The sequence below is a fragment of the Streptosporangium sp. NPDC000095 genome (assembly GCF_042899335.1).
Taxonomy (GTDB): Bacteria; Actinomycetota; Actinomycetes; order Streptosporangiales; family Streptosporangiaceae; genus Streptosporangium.
On the sequence record NZ_JBIAZS010000018.1, the window covers coordinates 94,008 to 115,360 of the forward strand.

The 21,353-nt window shown below is 68.7% G+C and carries 19 protein-coding genes and 1 pseudogene; 10 read left to right on the forward strand and 10 right to left on the reverse strand.

Translation table 11 applies throughout. The features are described 5' to 3' along the window. Nucleotides 1–161 precede the first annotated feature (161 nt). Together ACFY3V_RS32300 and ACFY3V_RS32305 are read right to left on the reverse strand one after the other, a co-directional pair. On the reverse strand, nt 162–590 hold the full coding sequence (locus tag ACFY3V_RS32300; protein ID WP_389778742.1) for a hypothetical protein: 429 nt from the start codon (nt 588–590) through the stop codon (nt 162–164). 115 nt (nt 591–705) lie between these two features. Beyond that, a complete protein-coding gene (locus ACFY3V_RS32305) occupies nt 706–975 on the reverse strand; it encodes a hypothetical protein (protein WP_389778744.1) in 270 nt (89 codons plus the stop codon). Between the two features lie 283 nt (nt 976–1,258). Here ACFY3V_RS32305 and ACFY3V_RS32310 point away from each other — a divergent pair, with 283 nt between their 5' ends. Then, nucleotides 1,259–2,134 (forward strand): phosphotransferase family protein, encoded by an 876-nt coding sequence (locus tag ACFY3V_RS32310; RefSeq protein ID WP_389778746.1) that lies wholly within the window; start codon nt 1,259–1,261, stop codon nt 2,132–2,134. Between the two features lie 104 nt (nt 2,135–2,238). On the opposite strand, the gene ACFY3V_RS32315 is transcribed toward ACFY3V_RS32310, so the two are convergent. Continuing rightward, nucleotides 2,239–3,633 carry a hypothetical protein gene (locus tag ACFY3V_RS32315; RefSeq protein WP_389778748.1) on the reverse strand — a complete coding sequence of 465 codons (1,395 nt, stop codon included), beginning with the start codon at nt 3,631–3,633 and terminating at the stop codon, nt 2,239–2,241. A 393-nt stretch (nt 3,634–4,026) separates the two neighbouring features. Between ACFY3V_RS32315 and ACFY3V_RS32320 the strand changes: the two genes are divergently transcribed. After that, nucleotides 4,027–5,610: a hypothetical protein gene (locus ACFY3V_RS32320; RefSeq protein WP_362904151.1), complete on the forward strand. Its 1,584-nt coding sequence runs from the start codon at nt 4,027–4,029 to the stop codon at nt 5,608–5,610. 79 nt (nt 5,611–5,689) lie between these two features. On the opposite strand, the gene ACFY3V_RS32325 is transcribed toward ACFY3V_RS32320, so the two are convergent. Then, entirely contained in the window at nt 5,690–6,571 is an 882-nt protein-coding gene (locus tag ACFY3V_RS32325; RefSeq protein WP_389778750.1) for a TIGR03619 family F420-dependent LLM class oxidoreductase, read from the reverse strand. A 274-nt stretch (nt 6,572–6,845) separates the two neighbouring features. Between ACFY3V_RS32325 and ACFY3V_RS32330 the strand changes: the two genes are divergently transcribed. Continuing rightward, nucleotides 6,846–7,247 carry an MvdC/MvdD family ATP grasp protein gene (locus ACFY3V_RS32330; protein ID WP_389778752.1) on the forward strand — a complete coding sequence of 134 codons (402 nt, stop codon included), beginning with the start codon at nt 6,846–6,848 and terminating at the stop codon, nt 7,245–7,247. Nucleotides 7,248–7,425: 178 nt separating this feature from the next. Then, entirely contained in the window at nt 7,426–8,016 is a 591-nt protein-coding gene (locus ACFY3V_RS32335) for a hypothetical protein (RefSeq protein WP_350945655.1), read from the forward strand. 206 nt (nt 8,017–8,222) lie between these two features. Here ACFY3V_RS32335 and ACFY3V_RS32340 read toward each other — a convergent pair whose 3' ends face one another. Then, nucleotides 8,223–11,096 (reverse strand): tetratricopeptide repeat protein, encoded by a 2,874-nt coding sequence (locus tag ACFY3V_RS32340; RefSeq protein ID WP_389778755.1) that lies wholly within the window; start codon nt 11,094–11,096, stop codon nt 8,223–8,225. A gap of 97 nt (nt 11,097–11,193) precedes the next feature. Here ACFY3V_RS32340 and ACFY3V_RS32345 point away from each other — a divergent pair, with 97 nt between their 5' ends. After that, nucleotides 11,194–12,402 (forward strand): hypothetical protein, encoded by a 1,209-nt coding sequence (locus ACFY3V_RS32345; RefSeq protein ID WP_362904145.1) that lies wholly within the window; start codon nt 11,194–11,196, stop codon nt 12,400–12,402. A gap of 159 nt (nt 12,403–12,561) precedes the next feature. Here ACFY3V_RS32345 and ACFY3V_RS32350 read toward each other — a convergent pair whose 3' ends face one another. The 5 genes and pseudogenes from ACFY3V_RS32350 to ACFY3V_RS32370 form a co-directional block, all read right to left on the reverse strand. After that, the gene (locus tag ACFY3V_RS32350; RefSeq protein ID WP_362904143.1) at nt 12,562–13,005 is read right to left on the reverse strand and encodes a GNAT family N-acetyltransferase; all 444 of its coding nucleotides are present in this window, start codon (nt 13,003–13,005) and stop codon (nt 12,562–12,564) included. Between the two features lie 175 nt (nt 13,006–13,180). Continuing rightward, nucleotides 13,181–13,999 (reverse strand): sugar nucleotide-binding protein, encoded by an 819-nt coding sequence (locus ACFY3V_RS32355; protein ID WP_389778758.1) that lies wholly within the window; start codon nt 13,997–13,999, stop codon nt 13,181–13,183. A 139-nt stretch (nt 14,000–14,138) separates the two neighbouring features. Further along, nucleotides 14,139–14,630: pseudogene (locus ACFY3V_RS32360) on the reverse strand (SAM-dependent methyltransferase); the annotation flags it as partial. A gap of 10 nt (nt 14,631–14,640) precedes the next feature. After that, nucleotides 14,641–15,279, reverse strand: coding sequence for a hypothetical protein (locus tag ACFY3V_RS32365; protein WP_389778759.1), 639 nt, complete (start codon nt 15,277–15,279; stop codon nt 14,641–14,643). Nucleotides 15,280–15,504: 225 nt separating this feature from the next. Beyond that, on the reverse strand, nt 15,505–16,623 hold the full coding sequence (locus tag ACFY3V_RS32370; protein ID WP_389778760.1) for an alpha/beta hydrolase family protein: 1,119 nt from the start codon (nt 16,621–16,623) through the stop codon (nt 15,505–15,507). Between the two features lie 140 nt (nt 16,624–16,763). On the opposite strand from ACFY3V_RS32370, the gene ACFY3V_RS32375 reads away from it, so the two are divergent. From ACFY3V_RS32375 to ACFY3V_RS32395, 5 genes are all read left to right on the forward strand, one after another. Continuing rightward, the gene (locus tag ACFY3V_RS32375; RefSeq protein WP_362904137.1) at nt 16,764–17,861 is read left to right on the forward strand and encodes a histidine kinase; all 1,098 of its coding nucleotides are present in this window, start codon (nt 16,764–16,766) and stop codon (nt 17,859–17,861) included. Further along, entirely contained in the window at nt 17,858–18,523 is a 666-nt protein-coding gene (locus ACFY3V_RS32380; protein WP_389778761.1) for a response regulator, read from the forward strand. Before ACFY3V_RS32375 ends, ACFY3V_RS32380 begins: the two co-directional genes overlap by 4 nt. Nucleotides 18,524–18,713: 190 nt before the next feature. Further along, nucleotides 18,714–19,466 carry a DUF429 domain-containing protein gene (locus ACFY3V_RS32385; protein WP_362904133.1) on the forward strand — a complete coding sequence of 251 codons (753 nt, stop codon included), beginning with the start codon at nt 18,714–18,716 and terminating at the stop codon, nt 19,464–19,466. A gap of 224 nt (nt 19,467–19,690) precedes the next feature. Further along, complete coding sequence (locus ACFY3V_RS32390; RefSeq protein ID WP_389778762.1) at nt 19,691–20,419, forward strand: class I SAM-dependent methyltransferase; 729 nt, start codon at nt 19,691–19,693, stop codon at nt 20,417–20,419. Between the two features lie 244 nt (nt 20,420–20,663). Then, a complete protein-coding gene (locus ACFY3V_RS32395; RefSeq protein ID WP_389778764.1) occupies nt 20,664–21,185 on the forward strand; it encodes a hypothetical protein in 522 nt (173 codons plus the stop codon). The last annotated feature ends 168 nt before the right edge of the window (nt 21,186–21,353 follow it).

Genomic DNA, 21,353 nt, shown 5'->3' on the forward strand with positions numbered 1-21,353 from the left:
CCAGTACGCGATATGGATGAAAATTCAAGAGGCAGAGGCAAGGGAGCGTTACGTCCCCCGCCTCAACTGGGAACATTAGGGGTGAGGTGCGCGTCTGTGTTGGATACCGCACGTAATGCTGCCCGGCGCTCCGCTCTGCACCCGGCGAGCTGTGGGTCATCTTACGCCGGAGTGATGCACTCGATGCGGACGCCGTTCAGGATGACGTCCTGTGCGGCGTCCCGAGCGCGGCCGGTGTTTCGGACGATCGTGTATGACGTCCCCCAGGGGCCCTGAACGGTGCTGCGGACAGTCCATCCGGGGCCACGATGCCGAGTTTCCGTGCCGTGGTAGGTGACGGTGCTGCCGATCGGCGCGTACGCCTCGTGGGCGATAACCGAGACGACGATGGCGCTGCTGAAAGCAGCGCTGAGCAGTTCACCTTCTGCGCACATGCCGTCTTGGCCGATGCGACAGGAATAGCAGACGCGAACATGATGGCCCAGCTCGGACTGGGCGATGTCTGTGGCGGTCCGGACGGTGATGACTGTGGCGCGTGGATCGGTTGTCGCGGATCCCTTTGGGGTGACCTGGATCTCGTTGTTGGTCATACGGTTCTCTCCCTAACCTCGTCTGGCTATGCAGACAATGTTAGGGAGAGGGTGAGACCTTGTCCGAGGGAACGGACAAAGAAAAAGGGTCTCGTTCGAAGACGAGACCTGGCGACTACCTCTTCGGTTTCGGCCCTCCGCCTGCGCCCTGCCCCGGTCGGTCGGCTTCCCAGGCACGCCACTCCGCTTCCCGCTCCGGCAGCCAGCCCTTCACCGCCAGCCTGCCCTCCCCGATCTCCGCGTCCGGCTTCGGATACGGATGCGTCTCCGCGTACCGGTCCAGCCACTTCGTTACCGTGCCCGGCGACACCTCGAACCACGCCGCGACACCGGCCACACCCACATAGCGGACTACCGCCGACCCCTCACTCCGCTGTCCACTCACGCGGACAAAGTAACCCAAGGGTGGCCGCCCATCGACCGTCCCACTCGGTAATGGGTGAGTACATGTCGCCGCTGGCAGCCAGAGGTCATGGGATGGTGGCCGTATGTGATCAGGGTTGTGATCCGTAACCGGCCAGGTGTGACCACGTTCCCGTCGGCACGATTCTCGATCCGGTGGCCACGATTGGGGCCATGCGGGCTACGGGCCCGCCAGTCGTCCCGAGACGTGGATTCCCGCTGCGAAGTGCAGCCAGTGATGCCGACGACCCCAGGGAGAGCTGACAGTGAAACCCCAGTGGGACGACCTCCCCAGCAACGTGCGCGCCACCGTCAAGCAGCATGTCGGCCAGATCCTCAAGGCCGACCCCGTGACCAAAGGACTCATGCCCGGCCTCGCCGCCCGGCTGCACACGGAAAACAACGAAACCGTCTTTCTCAAGGCCGTCCCCACCGCCAACCCGGCCGCGACCCTGTACGAGCGCGAGCGACGAGCCGGTGCCGTACTGCCACCCGGCCTGCCCGCGCCCCGCCTGCGCTGGAGCGGCGAAGTGGACGGGTGGATCGTGCTGCTGCACGAGTACGTCGACGGCCGGGACGCCGACCTGTCGCCCGGTTCGCCGGATGTGCCGCTCGTGCTGGACACCCTGGTCGTCCTGAACGAGGCGCTCACCCCGTGCCCCGGCGGGCTTCCGGAGGTCGCGGTGAACATCGCGGGCCTCCAGGCCAAGGCCGCGGCCCTGCTCGCCGGGGAGCTGCCGGACCGGGCCATGTACGAGAAGGCGCTCGCCACGTTCAGCCTCGACGCCCTGAAGGGAAACACCCTTCTCCACTACGACCTGCACCCCGGCAACTTCCGGATCGACGACGGGCGAGCGTACGTCATCGACTGGGCGTTCGCGGTGCGCGGTGCCGCGTGGGTGGACGCCGTGATGCTCGCTCCCCGCCTCATCGAGGCGGGCCACACCCCGGAGCAGACCGAGGCGCTTTTGGCCCGCGTACCGGCCTGGCGGTCCGCACCTGCGGACGCGGTCACCGGCCTGGCCGCGCTGTGGACGCTGTTCCGCCTGCACAAGGCGCGGTTCGGCCCGGAGGAAGGGCGCGGTTTCCGTGCGCGGGCCGCCGAGGCAGGGCGAGCATGGGTGCATCATCGCTCCACCTGACCGGTTGGCCACGTCGATCACCGGTCCCGAGCCCTCCTCAGCGGCCAGAGCGACAGAACGCCCTGTTCGGCGGGAGAAGGGCTCGGAAGCCCGGGATAAAAAACTTACGGTTGGTTGGAACAGAAGAACCAATAGCGGGCCTGGCCGGACACGCCCGTGTACGGCTCGTCGATCTCAAGGCGCCAGTATCCCTGCTCCCCCTGCCGGGAGAAGGGCACCGTCCATTGCTTGGGCACGTCGACCGTGCCGGCCGAGGTGAGCGTCAGCGAGGTCCAGTGGTCGCGGACCCAGGCGTTGTTCGTCTGGGCGCTCTTGCGTGCGTACGCGTAGCGGATGGGACCCGGCCCCAGCGCGGTGATCGAGCCTTTCAGCGTGAAGGTGGCGGGCCGGCGCAGCTCGCAGGACTCCTCCTCACTGGTGAACTCGACCTGGGCCAGGTTCGGTGTCGCGAGGGGGCGGCAGGTCGTGGACCAGGAGGCCAGGCCGATCACGTCCGTACGCAGGTCGGGGAAGACGATTCCCACCTTTCCGTTTCCCGGGCGCTGTCTGGGCAGCCGCGGGCCGTCCACGTACCGCGTGCCGCCCTGCTCCGAGATGTTCACGGTTTGCACGCCGGCCCCGGGCAGCGGGGTCGCGTTCTCGTCGACCCACTGGTAGCGCGTCTCCCCCTTGCCGCTGGTGATCATGGCGCGTGTCGGGGTCGAGAAGTCCGGACCACACGGGCCGTCGTAGTTCAACCGGCTCGCGCCGGCGATGTCCACGGGCGGGGTCGCGCAGGTCGTCTGGGTGATCACAGCCTGGCTGGGGTTGGGCGAAGGCTCGATGATATTGATGTAGTAACGCCTGGGCCAACCCGACGAAGTGCGCGGCAGGAAGCCGGTGACCTCACGGGCTCCGGGGCTGTCGAAGACGAGTGTCTGGATCTCGTGGCCGGGGACGGGGGAGCCGCCGTACGTGATGGCGTAGTACCACTGGTAGCGGACCGTCTGCGCGATCGGCGAGGTGATCACCCCCTTGATCGGGGTGGTGGCCTCCGATCCGCACAGCCCGGTGTAGTCGCCCACGGGCTCGACGATCGCCTTCGCGTCCTGGCAGGTTCGGTCGATCGTGACCTGTACCGGTGTGCCGGTCTCGACCGGCTCGCCGCCGTTCCACACCAGGCCGACCATCTTGAGCTGCCTGGTCCCCGACTCGGTCAACGGAATCCGGAACTCGTACGTGCCCGGCCCGTTCTGCTCCTGCTGATGGACATGGTGCACGTATTCGTCGCTGATCCCGCTCAACGTGTAGGACACATAGGCCCGACCCGGACCGGTGTAGGTCAGTTGCACGGTTACCTTGAGATCGTTCTCCCTTCCATGGCACGGCCCCGCGTAGGTGGGCTTGTCGACCTGGACGCTCTGGACGACCGCCTGGCCGTACTCGTGGTCCGCGTGGGCGGTCCCGGGTAACAGCGCGGCGAGCAGGCCGAGGACGAGCAGGGTCGTGACACGTTTCATGAGCACCTTCGTTTCACGATGGGCGCGATGGAATGCCGTGGACGGCGGTGGCCGATGCCCTGAGCGGCACCTCGCCGTCTCACGCTCACGCCACGGTGCCGAACGGTGATGGGAGACGGCTTGCATCTCAATGGTGGAGAAGCCGGCCCGGGATACGCGGTTCGAGGCGGCCCGGCGCCGTCCGGGCGCACGGCTCGGCGGCCGGGACGTGCGCCTTGGAACCACTCCCCGGGGAGCCCTTTCAGGCCGGTGGCCGGCATGTGACCCGGCGGTCACCTCATGAGTGACGGCACCGGTCAGGACCCGGCTGTGAGGTCCCATTCGCACACAAGTGAGCGGCAACCGGTGGTTGAGATCTTCGGTCTGATCTCAGGTGTTCCCGATGGAGGACCCATGCGTTTACGAAGATCGTTCCTGACCGCCGCGATCACGCTGCTCACCCTGGTCTGCGTGCCCGCCCTACCGGCACAGGCGTACCCGGTGCAGGGTGACCTGCCCTGGTCGGTGCTGCTGTGCAAGTTCGCCGATCATCCGGATACGGAGCCCAGGCCCCCGCAGTTCTTCCGGGAGCTGTTCACCGACGCGGGCAAGGGACTCGGCGGATTCGCCGACTATCTCGCCGATCAGTCGCACGGGCGCACGAGTGTGTCCGGGTCGGTGGTGAAGGGCTGGTACACGATGCCCGTCACGGTCGCGCAGGCCAAGGCCAAGGACCGGTGGCAGCGGACCGAGGACTGCGTCCGGACGGCCGCCGCCGCGGGCTACACCGTCCCGTCCAACCACCGGGTCGCCGTCATGGTCAACTACGCGTGGGACTCGGGCTCCGCGGGAGGGGGCCGGATACTGCTGGACCCGCTCGCCTGGAACCTCGGCTTCACCACCCACGAGATACTGCACGGCTACGACAGGGACCACTCCTTCTCCGACGACCCCACCTACCGCAACGCCGACTGGGCACAGTTCGGCGAGTACGACGACCAGTGGGACGTCATGAGCGCCATGCACATCCACACGTACGAGACGCAGAGGTTCGGCACCAGCGCGGTCGGCTTCAACGGTCCCAACCGGGACGAGATGGGCTGGCTGGAACCCCACCGGATCGTCACGCTCGGCGCGGACGGCGTGGCCGACCGGACGGTGCGCCTCGCACCCCTGGACCAGCCCGGCTCGACGGGCACGCTGTTGGTGCGCGTCCCGTTCAACGTCGCCGACCCGTTCAACTACTACACGGTGGAGTTCCGCAAGAAGACCGGCCAGAGCAAGGGAATCCCCGGCGACATCGTGCTCCTGCACGAGGTTAGGGAGGGCAGGTCGTATTTGCTGAGGGACCGCATAACGCGTGATCCCGTGACGTCGCTGAACACCAACGGGGTCAGCGTCTCCATCGACTCCGTGGGCCAGGACGAGGCGGTCGTCACGGTCAGCACCGGCATCACGCAGAAGTGCCTGGCAGGCTACGTCCACCGCAAGGCGACGCCCAACGACCTGGTGTGCGTGACACCGGCCGTCTACGAGGAGACCCAGGCCGACACCGCGGACGCGCCGAACTGGGAGGAGAACGGCAAATGCCTCCTCCAGCGTACGCGGCGGCTGGCCACGCCCTCCGACACCGTGTGCGTGAGCTCCGCCGCGCGCCGGCAGGTGATCGCCGACAACGCCGCCGCCTCCTCGCGGGCCAACCCGGCCAGGTTGGTCCTGGGCCCCAACGCCTGCAAACCGGGCTACGTCTGGCGGGGGGCCGACAGCTTCGATCAGGTCTGCGTCACCCAGGAGATCCGCGACCAGGTGATCGCCGACAACATGATGGGGGCCGGTCGCTGGACGAACGGTCCGGACGGGCCGCGCTCCTGCATCCAGGGCTACGTCTGGCGTGAGGCGTTCGCCGGTGACAACATCTGCGTGACCGTCGACCGGCGCGAACGCGCCCTGCACGACACGCACACCTCCTGGCAGCGGGTCCTGCGCCCGGCGGGTTAGCGCGGCAGGCAGCCGGGCTCGGTGCGAGGCCGGACAAGCGGCGAACCGGCCGGGCCCGGTTCGAGAGGCGGGGCGGGCGTCAGGTGCGCGTCCCCGCCTCGGTGGTGTCGGGAAGGGCGAACCGCTGGGCGAACGCGGACATCTCCTCGCGTTGCCGTTCCGGTTCGGTGGCGGTGGCACTCACGACGATGCGGGTCACGCCTTGCGCGGCGAACGCCTCGACCTGTTCGGCGGTCATGTCGATCGCCCCTGATCGCGTGTACTCCAGCGTTTCCGGGCTGCGGCCCGCCTCGGCGGCGGCGGCCCGGGCGAGGTCCATCTGGAGGGCGCGTTCGTCCGGGGCGAGCGCGCCACCCGGGAAGTAGCCGTCGCCGCGTCGTCCGGCGCGGCGTGCGGCCGCCCGGCTCGATCCGCCGACGTGGATCGGCAGGTGGGTGATCCCGTATGGCTTCGGAAACTGGCACAGCTTGTCGAAGGAGAAAAACTCCCCGTCGAAGTCGACCCCCTCTTCGCCGCCGGCCCAGAGCAGCCGCATCACGTCGATCGCCTCGTCGGCGCGACGCCCACGGGTGCCGAAGTCGACGCCCGTCGCCCTGGCCTCACCGGGCAGGGTGCCGAGCCCCACGGTCAGCAGCCGCATCCGCCCCTTGGACAGCACGTCGATGGTCGCCAGGCGCTTGGCGAGGATCACTGGATGGTGGTACGGCAGCAGCAGCACACCCGTCCCGAGCAGGATCCTTCGCGTGGCCGCGGCGACGAAGCTCAGGCAATCGAGCGGATCGAAGTACGGTAGCGACGGCGGGAGCTCGAAGTGCCCGACCGCCGCGCCGGGGTACAGCGCGATGTGCTCGGGCAGATACAGCGCCTCGAAGCCGCAGTCCTCGGCGTGCCGGGCGTAGGCCACGATCGTGTCGGGGTCGACGCCGTGGTAGGGCGTGCTGTAGCTGACTGCGAACTTCATCGTCGTTCCTTCGGCCGGTCGGTGCGATGGATGGGCGGTCGCGGATCGGCATGGGCCGGTACCGAGGCGGCGTCATGGCCTCACCATGCGTCGACGACGTCCCCACCCGTCTGTCGCGGCCACACTAGAACCCTGTCACCGGCGTCAAGGCAAGGCAGAACGAGCATGGATGCACCACCGCTCCACCTGACCGGCCGGCCACATCGATGCCACCGGCCTGCCGATCACCACGGCTCTCGCCGATCTGCTCCTGGAGGAACGACCGTGACCGTTCATGGCACGTTTGAACGAGCGCGGCGCTCGTGTCGCCCGGTTTGATCCAGGGGTGGAATTCCCGACCGACGCCGAACTGTCGACGTGGTTCGGGAAGTTCCCGCCGCGCGGCGTTCTGGCCACCCGTTCCAGGGAGGTCGTCCTGGAGCGGGTGCGGTCCGTCCACTACCGGCGGCCCACACCGTACCTGCGGGAAAGCTCGTCCCGGATCGAGCGTTTCACCGCCACGCAGGCCCGTTTCGGGGTCGGCGGGATTCTCGCCTCACTGCCGTGTCAGTACGTCAGCCACCCGTGGGCGATCACGGCGGCTGAGGCGCCCGCAGGTGCTCGACCGAGACGGCCGGAGCATTGGCGAACACCACAGAAGAGCGCATACTGGCCACCACCTCGCCGGCCGGAGTGAACGAGGAAGGCAACTTCGGTCCAACCTCCGGCGAGGCCCTTGTCAACGTCTGTCCACTCCGGCGATCTCGCACCCGGTTACGTGCAGAACTTCTGGATAGGCGCTTAGTTCTACACTCGGTACGGCCGGTCCACCGGCCTCGTTCCATCTGGCATGACACGAAAAAGCGGAAGGGAACATGAAAGAAAAAGAGGAGCGTGCCGCGCGGGTTTACGAAAGAACCAGCACCCTCGCGACGGGAAACGTGTTGGCGCAGGGTGCGAGCGGGTTCTTCGGCGGCGGAGCGAACCTGGTCGTCGACGTGATCGCGATTCCGTTCTACATCGACCTGTGGAACGACGTACGGAGCATCTACGGCAGGGGCCACATCACCGGGGAGGCCGCCAAGGAATACCTGAAGCCGAACATTCCCTTCCTCGCCCAGGACCTGCTCTGGGACAAGCTCGTCGGCTCCATTCCCATCGTGGGGATTCCGTTCAACATCGCCTTCGCCAAGGCCCTGACGTGGCGCCTCGGCGCATGGTTCGGCATGCTCTCGGCAATCGGCGGGGACAGTACTCCCAACGAGAAGATCACCGCGTCCACGATGGAACTCACGCGCAGAATCTTCCCCTCGCTGGGAGACACCTTCAGCTTCAAGGCCCCCGACAGGGACGTCTTCGTCTCCTTCGTCGCCTCCGTGGACGGCTTGACGCATCAGGAGGCCCAGAATCGGGCCGAGGAGGCACTCCGGGTGCTCCGCGGCGAAAAAGACACCCCGTCGTACTGAACAAGAAAGCCGGGGGTTACCCCTGACTTTCCCGGCTGAGGGCTCAAGGTCTGTGCGGACCGCGCGTCACGCACTCGAACCTCTCGTCAACCTCGCGCGCCTGCACATCCGCGACGGCGACGGTGACGCCACATTGTGATTCATCACCGGCTCGTACGAGGCCGTCACCGGTCGCGCCGACACCGTGCTCTCACGCCTCGCGGTCCTCAGCCGAGGTTTTCGAGCGCGGCGGCGGCACGGCCGCGCTCGTCCTCGTCGCCGGTCTCGGCGGCGATCGCCAGCGCCAGCCGGTGTCGCTGCGCCGCCTCGCCGTCACGGCCCACGGTGTGCAACGCCTCACCGATCGCGTTGAGGACACTCGCCTCGCCGTACCTGTGTCTGGTCGACCGGAAGATCTCGAGCGCCTGCTCCAGGTGCCACAGGGACTCGTCGAATTTCGCCTGACGGCACAGGGCGGTCCCGAGGTTGCTCAGCGCGGTCGCTTCCCCGTCACGGTGCTCGATCTCGCGGAACAGGCTCAGCGCCTCGCGCAGTTTCGCGACGGCAAGCGTGTCTTCGCCCAGCGAACTGTGGATCTGGCCGAGGTTGGACAGGGCGATGGCCTGCCCGGCACGCTCGCCGAGCGCGGCGAAGATGTCGTGCGCGGCCAGGAAGTGCCGCGCCGCCTCGGCGTGCTCGCCGATCGACTCCTTGAGATTGCCCAGGTTGGTCAGCGCCGCCGCCTGGCCGAAGGGATCGTCGATCTCGCGGTAGAGCGCGACGGCCTCGCGGTGCCGGGCGGCGGAGGAGGCGAACTCGCCGAGGCGTTCCTCGATGATGCCCAGATTGGACAGCGAGCGGGCCTGGCCGTGGCGGTTGCCGCTGCTCCGGCACAGCTCCAGCGCCTCGCTCAGTTCCTCGACGGCCGAAGCGTACCGGCCGAGCAGCCGCAGGATGACCCCGGCGTTGGTCCGCAGATGCGCCTCGCCCTCCGCGTCTCCCATCCTCCGCGCGGCGTCGACGGCGCACTCGTAGATCGACAGGGCCTCGGTGCCGTGCCCCGCTTCCAGGTAGCGGTGTAACGCGGCGGCAAGGGTGACCGCCCGCTCGGGCCGCCCTTGCCTGACCGCGAACTGGCAGATCGTGCCGAACGACGCCAGCTCGCTGTCCAACCACGACAGTGCCGCGCCCGGCGAGAGAGTGACGCCGCTGGGTTTGAGGGCGAGCCCGGCGTGCCGCCGGCTCCCGCTCCACCCGGGGTAGAGGGTGTCGCTCGCCTCGACGGCGGTCCCGCAGTAGTGCTCCAGCAGCCTGTCCACGGCCGCCTGCCGTTCGGCCTCGCCGTCCAGGGCGAGGCTGATCTCGGCGGCGTACGCACGCAGAAGGTCGTGAAACCCGTAGCGCCCCAAGGTGTCGCATCGCAGCAGGTGCGCCGAGGTGAGCCGGTGCAGGAGCCGGGCCGCGTCGATCTCGTCGACCTCCACCAGTGCCGCCGCGCAGGCCAGTGTGGAGTGCGGCGCCGGGTTCAGGCTCAGCAACCGGAACAGGCGCTGCGCCTCGGCGTCGAGCAGCCGGTACGAGCAGCCGAAGACGTGCCGGATCGCCGCCCCACCCCAGTCGAGCAGATCCAGCGGTCCGGCCAGGTGCAGCCGCGTCACCACGCCGGCCAGCGGCAGGTGCGCCTGCGCCCCGGCGTACTCGGCGGCCAGGCGCAGCGCCAGTGGCAGGCGGGCGCAGATGGTGGCGAGCGAGTCGACGCTGTCGGAATCGGTGCCCGCCCGCTCGCCCACCAGCCGGCGCAGCAGGTGGACGGCGTCGGTGCGGGGCAGCAGGTCCAGTTCGATGCGGTGCGCGCCGTGCAGGGCGACCAGGTTGGCCAGCCTGTCCCGGCTGGTGATCACCATGAGGGTGTCGTGCGTACCGGGCAGCAGCGGCCGTACCTGCTCGGTCGAGGCCGCGTTGTCGAGCAGCACAAGCAACCTGCGGCCGTCGGTCTCGGTGCGCCAGCGCGCGGCCCGCGACTGGGTGTCGGCCGGAATGTCCTGAGCGGACACGCCGACGGCGGCCAGCATGCGGCCCAGCGCCTCGTGCGGGGGTAACGCATGTTCGGCGTCGTCGCCGCGCAGGTCGAGGTGGATGCGCCCGTCGGGGAACAGTTCGCGGTTGCGGTGAACCCAGTGGACGGCGAGAGCCGTCTTGCCCACGCCCGCGGTGCCGCAGACGACCACGACCCCCGGCGGGCGGCGGGCGCTCGCGGCGTCAAGCAGGGCCAGCTCGTCGACGCGTCCGGTGAAGTCCGGCACCGGCGCCGGGAGCTGACGCGGAATCCTTGGCACACCACGGCTTTCCTGCTCCTCAAGCAGATGCCGGTGCGCCCGTTGGAGCTCCCCGCTCGGCTCCACGCCCAGTTCCTGGGCCAGCACGAGGCGAGTGGTCTCGTACCGCTCGAAGGCGATCGCCCGCTGGCCCGTCGCCTGGTACGCGCGAATCAGTGTGGCCTGCACCGCCTCGTCAAGCGGGCTCACCGCGCCCTGCACCGCCAGCGCGGCGATGACCTCGGCGGCGTTGCCCGCCCGCAGCATCAGGTCCCAGTAGGACAGCTGCGCGCGGCGGCGCTCGGCCTTGAGGCCCCACACCTTGGGGTCGCTTTCGAGCGCCGGCACGTCGCACAGGGGGTCGTCGTCCTCCCACAGCCGCAGCGCCTCGCGGAAGAGCGCGGCTGCTCGCGCCGGGTCGCCGTCGCTTTCCGCCTGCTGCGCGGCTGCCACCGTACGCCGGAAGCGCAGCAGGTCGAGGGCGTCCTCCGGCAGGCGCAGCAGGTAGCCGTCGCCGACGGTGGAGAGCACGCCGCCCTGGCCGCGCGGGCTGTGCCGTGGGTCGAGCAGGCGGCGCAGGTGTTTGGTGTGGGTGTGCAACACGTTGACCGCGCTTGACGGCGGCCGTTCGCCCCACAGCGACTCGATCAGCTCCCGGCGCGTGGTCAGCCGCCCGGCGTTGAGCGCCAGAACCCCCAGCATCAGACGGCGGGCGGGCGGCCCGGCATCGACCTCGCGATCGTCGTGCCACACCCGCAGGCGGCCGAGCACCTGGACGACCAGCACCGCCACAGTGTAGAGGCGATGTTCATCAAACTTCCAGAGCCTGTCCAGAGGCCGGGGTTTCCCTTCGTCCAACGTTCTTCCACGAAGGGAGTAACCCGTGGCCAGATGGAAAGCGGGGATCGCGAGCGTCGCTCTAGCGCTGTTGTCCCTGCTTGTCCCCACTCCTCCGGCGACAGCGGCACCGGACAAGCCCGCACCGGAGCCCACCGTCGTACAGGAGTGCGGCGCCGACCTCAAACAGCACGCGGCGAAGATCGCCGCGACCGAGAAGTCCGAGACCGCCACCTGTATCCGCAAGCAGGCGAGGAAAACCGGCCCGGCCACGACCGACGCCGGCGTCGCCGCCGCCGATATTTGCGGCGGGCGCGCCACGCTGTCCCGGACAGCCGCATGCGTGATAGAGGATGGTCTCCTGCTCATTTTCACGGTGCCCAACGGGGTCGTCATCGGCTCGATACAGTTCACCGTCTCCAGCTTGACGACCCTTGACTACAGCTCGCTGCGGTGGAGCCAGTCGTGGCACTACCAGGCCAACTCCGTCTCCGGCCCGGCGATCCCTGTGGTGCTCGACACCTTCGTCTACGCCGAGCCGCAATGCCTCGCCAGCTGCACGGTGTCCAGCAGCGGACTGGTCGGCGGGTCAGCGCTCCCGGGCCGCGTCCACTCGACCACCACGTACTTCAACAGCCCGCTCAGCGGCTACAAGTGGGGGGCACACGGTGGGATGAGGTACTGGTTCGCCAACGCGGGATGGGTCAACCCGACGACAAACCCCTCGATCACGGCGCCGGCCGTGCACCGCTGCGACGACGCGCTGACCGGTTACCCCTCGGGCTGCGTCTACGACTCGGTCGTCCCGATGCACGACGTCCTGTCGTATCGCTACCCGTCGTACGCTCGCCACCTCCAGCTCGCCATCAACCATTTCAAGATGACGAACCTCCTGACCAGGACCCAGAACGAGACCCTCATGGCCAACAACTACAACAGGGCATGCCCGCCGGGGCGCCCTGACCCTCCGCTTCCGGGAGTCTGGTCCTGTGACGAATACCCCTTCAAGTCCACCTACAACGGTGCGTACTCCCAGCCATACGGCCGAAACATCTTCATCTTCAACCTGAACACCGCGTATGAGTTCAACTGTCGCGCGACGTGGCTGTCGATGCGCGTCTCCACCGACTCCGGCGGCTACAGCGCCTGCATGATTCCCCTGGCGGAGAACACTCTCGGCGGAGCCGACCTGGGCGCCTTCTACTACAAGTCCCGGGTCCTGGACGGGGACCAGTTCCAGGTCCGCGTCATCTGATCAGGATCGGACAACTTGCCTGGCAACACACCGCTCCACCGGTTGCGGGAGCGCGACTTGCCAGGCAAGTCACACGACCATGCCGACCACCGCAGCCGTGCGGCGGGTGGCGAGGAGCACAGGGTGGCCGTACTGACGTGCGAAGACAGGTCGGCGGGTCTAGAGGCTCCGCGGGTCGCGCACCCGCAGGCCGAAGGCCGACAAGCCCTGCTCGTGGTGCTCGATCAGGTCGAGGCGGCGGTAGAAGGCGTGGTTCGCGGGGCCTGCCGGGGTGGACTCGTGATCGGTGGTGAGGACGAAGTAGCGGCAGTGCGCGTAACGGTCCTTGAGGTGCTCCAGCAGTCGGCGGCCGACGCCCTTGCCGTGGTGTCGGGCGTTGACCAGCAACTCCTGCACGTAGCAGACGATCTCGTCGTCGGATACCGTCCGCGCCAGGCCGAGCAGCTTGCCCGACTCGTCCCTGGCGGTGATGACCAGGTGCGAGTTGGCCAGGCTCCGGCATACCCGGGTGACGTCGTGCGTCCACGGGCCCCAGCCGACCGAGTCGTAGAGCTCGAACATCTCAGCCTCGTCGAACGACGTCTCCTGAGCGATGATCACCACTTATGGGGCTCCCTGATGTGCTCGGAATGAAGTGACGCGCCTGAGCTTATTCGGCCCTTGAGCGGCCACCAATCGGCCGGTGGCGCCAGGTCTCCGCTGAAGATCGGTCACGTGTGGAAAACGGGGCCGGCGGGTCTGGCGCACTCCGCGACGCCGGATCTCGGCGATGGAAACGTCACCCCAGAAACCGCCGCGCGCCACGCAGCCTGGTCCGAAGTCGCCGCTGAGTCATCTCGCACTCCAAGCGCACATCCAGCGGGCCGGGCACGTTGGTGTCCGCTTTCAGGCCTGAAGGCAATCGGTCCGCGTCGAGCCCATCGCGTCGGGCGATGAGCAGCCCCAGTTCGTACCGGCTGATCGCATCGGTTCCGGCGACGTGGTGGACACCGTGATACTCGGACACGGCGAGTTCGAGGAGCGCCGCGGCGAGATCGGCGACATGCACGGGACATCGCACGTCGTCGGTGAACAGCACTCCGCTCGCCCTGCCGGTGGCGAGCGAACGCACCAGCGCCTCGTGCGGAGAACCGCCGTCGCCGATGATCAGGGACGTCCGGGCTATCACCGAGGTCGGCGCGATCGCGCTCACCGCCGTCTCGGCGGCGGCCTTGGCCGCACCGTACGGGGAGATCGGGTCGGGCAGGCACGTCTCGTCATAGCGAATCGCGGCACCGGAGAAGACCGTGTCGCTGGACACATGGACCAGGCGTCCACCTGCCGCAGCGACGGCGAGAGCCACGTTCGCGGCTCCGGTCGCCGTGATGGCCCAGTCCGACTGCAGGTACGCGGCGTTGACGACCACCTCCGGCCGGAACGCGCCGATCAGCGCGTCGACGTCGTCTCGTCGGCGCACATCGAGCGGCGACCACTCGACACCCGCAGCCTCTCCCGGCCGGGAGAGGTAGGTCGCGGCCACCTCATGCCCGGCCACCAGACACTGCCGGACGAGTTCGCCGCCGAGAAACCCACTGCCGCCGACGACAAGGAATCTCATGGCCGGTCCGAGCCGGATTCGCTGGAGGAAGTGCTCACCGGCTCATCATGCATTCATTCTCGGTGTCGTGTCCGCGGAGTCGAGGACCGGATCCCCGTGTGTCCCGCGTGAGCTTGACGCACAGGACAGCGGCGGGGGTTCAGGCGATCAGCAGGCGAAGGCCGAGCTCTGCCGCGTCGAGATCGACGAGGTCGCGGTTGCGTTCGGCCCACCGGCCGGACGCGAGGTCGTCACGGAGACTGCGTACCGCGCGCTGCTCGACGTCCGGCCCGACTCTGGTCCAGACCGACCCTCCGTGACGGACGTTCTCGTCGAGGTATGCCTCCGGCCGACGCCAGTGGGCTTCGAGGAAGCCGTCGGCGCAGTCCCACGGGATGAGCACCGGTTCCATCCGGGCTCCGATCGCATCGGCCTGCTCGGTCACCGAAGGCCGGCCGACCAGGAGGTCCGCGACCTCGGGCAGGTAGTCGCGAGTGAGCCAGAACCGATGACGCCATCCGGTGTCAGTGGTGTCGTGCGTGAACACCACCACGCGGCGAGCGACCCGCCGCATCTCGCGCAGGCCGACGATCGGGTCCGGCCAGTGATGGATGGAGGAAACCGTCATCGCGGCGTCGAAGGCCCCGTTGTCGAACGGGCGGTCACGGGGTGCGCGGAACCTGAATGGCGGGTCGCAGGCGGGGCATCAGCTCGGCCAGCTCGCTCACGGTCATGTCCGGCCCCTCCAGTTTCGCCCCGGACCACCGGTCGAAGAAAAGACATACCGCCCCCGGCTCGTAGATCCGGGTCTTCGCGTCCCTGAACTGGGACGGGTAGCAGGCCGCCGCGCCACCGAGCGGGCCGGTCGACATCGCCACGATTCCCTCGGCGCAGGCATCGGTGCTTTTGGTGCGGTATCCGTCCCTGACCGACTTGCTACCGGACTGCTGCAGTTCCTCGTCGAGCGAGGCGTCCGGGTCTGTGTGCTTTGGGTGGCGCCGCCATACCTGGACCTTTTTCTCGTCGGGTGTCCGGTAGACCGCGGCGATGACGGACTCCTCGTCCGGGCCGGGGAAGGTACGGGGCATGTCAGCCGCGGTGAGCGGCAAGTCGATGAAGGTCTCGGTGCGGGCGGCAGTCGGCGGCCAGGTGCCTGTGGACGGTGACACGCACGGCTGATACGCCTCCACCACGGCCAAAACCAGGTTCGTCACCAAGTAGGTCGGAGCCGCGAGGGCGGCCAGCACAGCCAGCAGGACATACCACCACGGCTTTTTGCCGGGCTTGGCTTTGTCGGTCATGCTTCAGAGCCCCGCATTGTTGTACATGCCCCCCAGGATGGGCACGCCCCCTTGGAGATCACTTGAGCCCGGACGCACTCCCTGATCAGCAGGCGAGAACGGGACTGACCGCCGTGGAGACGTCGGCCTGTTCGCCCCCCCGCTGGAAGTCGTAGGCGCCTTCGCGTGAGGGGGCGGCAGGTTTTCGGCGATGCGTCTCGCCGGGGTGTGGCGGGGGTGAGTGACCTACTTGGTGTAGGTGACCTCGGGGAAACGTGATGTCGGCCCGTCGAGCAGCGGGGACTTCCTGCCGCGCAGGAACCGGTCGAAGAAGGCGAGCGGGTAGGCGCGCTGGAAGGCCAGCGCCCGCTTCTCGGTGATCGTCCCGACGGATTCCACCAGTTCCTCTACCGGCAGCCCGGCCTTGCGGATGAGCCGGACGTCGTCGCCGAAGGAGTTGTGCGCAGCGCCCCTGACGGTCAGGTGGAGCCGCCATCCGCGCAGGTTCTTCCAGAACGTCCGCAGCGCAGGGTTGCTGACCATCCCTCCCTTGCCGGGCGTGTCGACCACCAAGTACGGCCGGTCCAGCCCGGCGTTGGCGACGGGGCCGAGCACCGCGCCGTCGAGGCTGAGCCCGGCCTTGATACGCCTGTCGGCGTACATGGCCGAGGAGGTGGTGGCGCCACCGAGGGAGTGGCCGAACATCGCGATGCGCTTCAGATCCAGCACCCCCCTCAGCCCCGCGGGCAGGGCGCCGGGCAACTGGTCGAGCACGAACCTGGTGTCGTCGGCGCGTACCTTGGCCGCCTTGACGAAGTCGGTGATCTCGCCCTTCGGGTTCGTGACGACCCGGCCGCCGGGAAACTCGACCACGGCCGCGTCGTAGGTGTGGTCGATCGTCACGACCGCGTAGCCACGGCTGGCCAGCTCCTGCGCCACCCCGGTGCCGAAGGAGCGTGAGGCATTGGCACCGGGCGAGTACAGCACCACGGGCAGCCGCCCGAGCCGCCGGTCGGCCGGAGCGCCCTGATGGCCGTCGGTGTCACCCAGGACCAGTTTGCCCGGCGGCAGCCCCATGTCGCGCAGGTAGCGGTCGGCCGCCGCCTTCGGCATCCAGGGCACGAGCGGGTATCCGGCCGTCTTGCGCGCCGGGTACCAGATGCTGATCATCAGTTCGCGTTTGCGGTCGGTCACCCATGGGTCGGTCCTGGACTGGTCGACCAGGTGCAGCGCGACTGTGCCGATCTTGTGTGGGCCCGTGGGAGAGGGCGGTTCGAACCGCGCCGGGGCTGTGGTCGCGCCCGCCGGGGACGCGACCGTTACCAGGAGCGCGGCAGCGGCGATCACGAGAGGTGTTGTCTTCATGCCTCCACGCTGTCGCCAGGACCGAACGGTGGCATCGCCCTGCCGGACGAAGCCCACATCAGCCCAGGACGCTACGCCAGACAGGCGTTCCTCCTTGCGGACGATGTCGCGCAGGTGACCTGCGCGGATACTGTCGGCTGATGAGAGAGAGCCTGGTGGTGCACAGGCTGCGCCACGGCCACTGGGTGGCCGTGGACGTGGTGGTCGCGCTCCTGCTGGCCGCCGCCTTCGCGGCGGCGGCGCAGCTGCGGACCGGCGTGATCGCGGCGGTCGTCGCGGCCGCCCTGGCCGCGCTGCCCGTCGCGACGCGGCGACGGTGGCCACTGCCCTCGCTGGTCGTCTCGCTCGCCGCCGCCGCCGCTGCGCTGCTCATGGGCGTGGAGGCGGCTTACCTGCCGGTCGCCGTGGTGCTCTACTCGGTCGGCGTGCAGGAGCCGCGCGGACCGGCCATCGCCGGCCTGTCCGCGTCGCTGGGCTGTGTGGCCGCCGCCCTGCTCGCCGCCGCCTGGCCGTCCTGGACGCAGGCGCTCGGCGACGCCGGGTTCGGGCTGACCGTGATCGGCTTGTCCTGGACGGCGGGCCTGGCCGTCGGTGAACAGCGTCTGCACGCGGCCCGTACGGCGGAGCGGGCAGCCCTTGAGGAACGGCTGCGCATCGCCAGGGATCTGCATGACGTCGTCGCGCACAGCATGAGCCTGATCACGATGAAGGCCGGGGTCGCCGGGCTCGTCGCCGAGACCCGTCCGCAGGAGGCGCGCGAGGCGCTGCGGCTGATCGAGACCATCGGCCGGGAGGGGATGCTGGAGATGCGCGCCATGCTCGGCATGCTGCGCTCGGAGTCCGGCCTCCAGGGCACCGCGCCCGTGCCACGGCTGCAGGACCTGCACGCCCTGGCCGCGCACGCGGGGGTCGAGGTGGACCTGCGCGTCGAGGCCGGGGACTTGCCCGATGGGGTGGCGCTGGCCGTGTACCGGATCGTCCAGGAGGCGCTGACCAACGTGGGCAAGCATGCCGGGACCGGCTGCCGGGTGCGGGTCACGGTACCTGAGGCTGGGGTGGTGGAGGTGGAGGTGACCGACGACGGCCGGTGCCCACCGGGTGACGGAGGTGGGCACGGGTTGCGCGGCATGCGCGAGCGCTGCCTCATGTACGGTGGGCGGCTCATCGCAGGCCCGGTCCCGGGCGGCGGCTTCCGCGTGCTGGCTCACCTCCCCTACGCCTCGCAGGAGGCGCTGTGATCAGGGTGGCGATCGCGGACGATCAGCCGCTGCTGCGTGCCACGCTCACGATGCTCGTCGGCACAGCGGCAGACCTGGTCGCCGTCGGCGAGGCGGGCACCGGCGCGCAGGCCGTCGAGCTGGCCGCGCGCACCCGGCCCGACGTCGTCCTCATGGACGTGCGCATGCCGGACATGGACGGACTGGAGGCCACCCGCCATATCCTGTCCGACCCGTCATGGGCCGGGGCCCGGGTCGTCATCCTGACCACCTTCGACCTGGACGAGTATGTCTACGCGGCACTGCGTGCCGGGGCGAGCGGGTTCCTGCTCAAGGACATCCCGCCGGCCGACCTACTGGCCGCGATCCGCGTGGTCGCCTCCGGCGAGGCGCTGCTCGCACCAACGGTCACGCGGCGGCTCATCTCCGAGTTCACCCGCAGGGCCGCCGCCGACGCCCTGAGCGCGCGCGAGCTGACGGCGGTGACCGGCCGCGAGCGCGAGGTGCTGACGCTCGTCGCCCGCGGTCTGACCAATCCCCAGATCGCCGCCCACCTGCGCCTCAGCATCTCCACCGTCAAGACCCACGTGCGCAGCCTGCTGTCGAAGCTGGATGTGCACGACCGTGCCCAGCTCGTCATCATCGCCTACGAGAGCGGCCTCGTCAGTGCCACCAAGGCGTGATGCCCTTGGCAGGAGGAGGAATTGCCGGCAGGTCCATGCCGTCCAGCGCGGTCCGCGCATCACCGTCCGGGTCGGCGGCCGTATCTCGCGTAACACGATCGCGGCGCTGTCCAGGTCCTTGAGCGTGCGCAGCCGCTTTCCGTAGAAGTACCGCCTGTCCGCTGAGCAGCCGGTGTTTTATCGTGAACCGATGCTCACGGTTGGTGTTGACCTGGCGACGGAAGCGAAAGAGACGGCGGTGGCCTGGCTTGATTGGTCTGCCGACGGGGCCCGTGTCCGCAGGCTTGAGACTGTGGCCGACGATGATCTGATCGTCGAAGCGATCAAAGGCGCGGACAAGGCCGGTATCGACTGTCCGCTCGGCTGGCCGGACAAGTTCGTTGATTTCATCACGGCTCACCGCACGGGACATGTCGCCGTGCCCGAGGGCAGCACGGACGTCGCCTGGCGCAGGCAGTTCACCATGCGGGTCACCGACTACGAGGTGAAGGAAGTCCTCGACTTCTATCCTCTGAGTGTTTCCGCGAATCTCATCGGCAGCACGGCCCTGCGTTGCGCGGCCCTGCTCGCCGAGCTTGCCCGGCAGGGGCAGCCGGTCGACCGTAGCGGCACCGGTGTCGTGGCGGAGGTCTACCCCGCGGCCTCGCTCAGATGCTGGGGCCTGCCCCACGGCCGCTATAAAAGCCCGGCGAACCGTGGCGGACTCGCGGGGTTGGTCGATGAACTCCAGGAAGCGGCGCCATGGCTGGACCTGGGGGAACACGAACAGATCTGCCGGACGTCCGACCACGCGACGGACGCCGTCATCGCCGCGCTCACCGCCCGCGCCGCGGCTCAGGGTCTCGCGACCGTTCCGGCACAGGACCAAGCTCACTCGGCGCGCTCCGAGGGATGGATCGCGCTCCCCACCGGACCTCTGAGTGAGCTGTGCCCGGCCGGCTGAGGAGAACGTGTAGCCGGGCACCCTGGTCGTCCTGAACGAGGCGCCCACCCCCGATGTCGTCTCACCTCCTCGGGATCGGGATCGGGATCGGGGACGGCAGGGCGAGCCGGGTGGATCCGCGTGTCCTGGACGATCCGGCCGGGTTGTTCGCGGGACAGCCGCGAGTCGCCGGGCGGTTCGTTAAATCCGTGGCCGGGACGCTTGAACGTGGATACGGTCGCCGGGTGCCTGATGCGATTTTCGCGCACCCTCGTCTCGCACCCGTCTATGACGCCTTCGACGGCGACCGCGACGACCTGGCCGCTTACCTCGACCTCGCCGACGAGTTGGGGGCGGACCGCGTACTCGACGTCGGCTGCGGGACGGGATCCCTCGCGGTCCTGCTCGCCGCAACCGGCCGTACCGTCGTGGGGGTCGATCCGGCGGAGGCGTCGCTTGAGGTCGCGAAGTCGAAGGACGCGACCGCAACGGTCACCTGGGTTCATGGAGATGTCAGGACGGTGCCGCCGTTCGGCGCCGATCTCGCGGTGATGACGGGAAACGTGGCGCAGGTCTTCCTCACCGACGACGACTGGGCGGAGACTCTGCGGGGCGTCCACGCCGTTCTTCGTCGAGGCGGATATCTCGTGTTCGAGACCAGGAGACCCGAGTATCGGGCCTGGGAGGAGTGGGCCGCCGACGATGATCACCTGATCCTCGACATCCCCGGGAAAGGACAGGTGGAGCGGCGCCGTGAGGTCACCGAAGTAAGCCTGCCGTTCGTCTCCTTCCGCTACACCTACAGGTTTCCGGTGGACGGTGCGACGGTCGTCTCCGACTCGACCCTGCGGTTTCGCAGCCGCGAGGAGGTCGAATCGAGCCTGGTCGCTCATGGCTACCGGGTGCTCGATGTGCGAGAGGCCCCTGACCGCCCGGGGCGCGAGTTCGTGTTCATCGCCCAGTCCACGACCTGAGAACACGGGACGGTCCAGGCTGAGGCTCGAAGGCGGCCCACTGCGGGAGTCGTTTCCCAACGCCAACGACGAACAGGGCATCAGCTCGCGGAACGCACTCTCAGGATGATGCGGCTGCCCGCACCATCAAGCCTCGACCGCGAGCAGGTACGTCGAAACGCGTACGCGCGTCGGGCTTTCAGGTCGACGACGGGGCGAGGGGCGGACTCGTAGCGTGACCGGGTCCGAGCTTCCCATCCGTTAGGTGAGCCTGCTGATGCGACATCAACTTTCTCTTGTCGTCCTTACCGCGTACGTCTGGATCGCCATGGTGGCGTTCGGGGGTATCGCGGTAGAGACGATCGTCATCTACCCCAACGTGTTCCACGACGTGCCGGCCTCCCTGGCCGAGTCGGTGGAGTTCTTCGTGGTGAGCGGTCCCGCCGACTTCTTCCCGCCGATGGGCGCGGTGACCGTGATCGCCTCCGTGGCGACCCTGATCCTGGTGTGGCCCATCCGGGACACGCGGTTGTGGGCCGGCGGCAGCCTGCTGTCACTGCTGCTGGGCGAGTTCCTGTTCTCGGTCCTGTACTTCTGGCCGCGCAACGACATCATGTTCGAGCAGGGCGCCGCCGTTCATTCCGTGGAGGTGCTGCGCCAGACCGCGTTCGAGTTCGAGACCGGTCACTGGGGGCGGCTCGGGATGAGCGCGGTGACGGCCACGCTGGCCTTCGCCGGCCTGTGGCGACTGCTCCGCGCCGGCGCCCTCGCGCGAGATGACGTGTGAGGCGGCTCCTCGGCCTGCCCGCGGCGGTGATCCGAGGGCCGGCGCCGCTGGGCGTGCCGCGCGTGGTCGCGCACGACAGCCTGCGCGACGACCCCGGGGTCCTCGAGTGATCGCCGGTCGCGGCCCGTGCCGCGTGCGGCAAGGAGGCAGTGGAAGGGTTGCTTGATC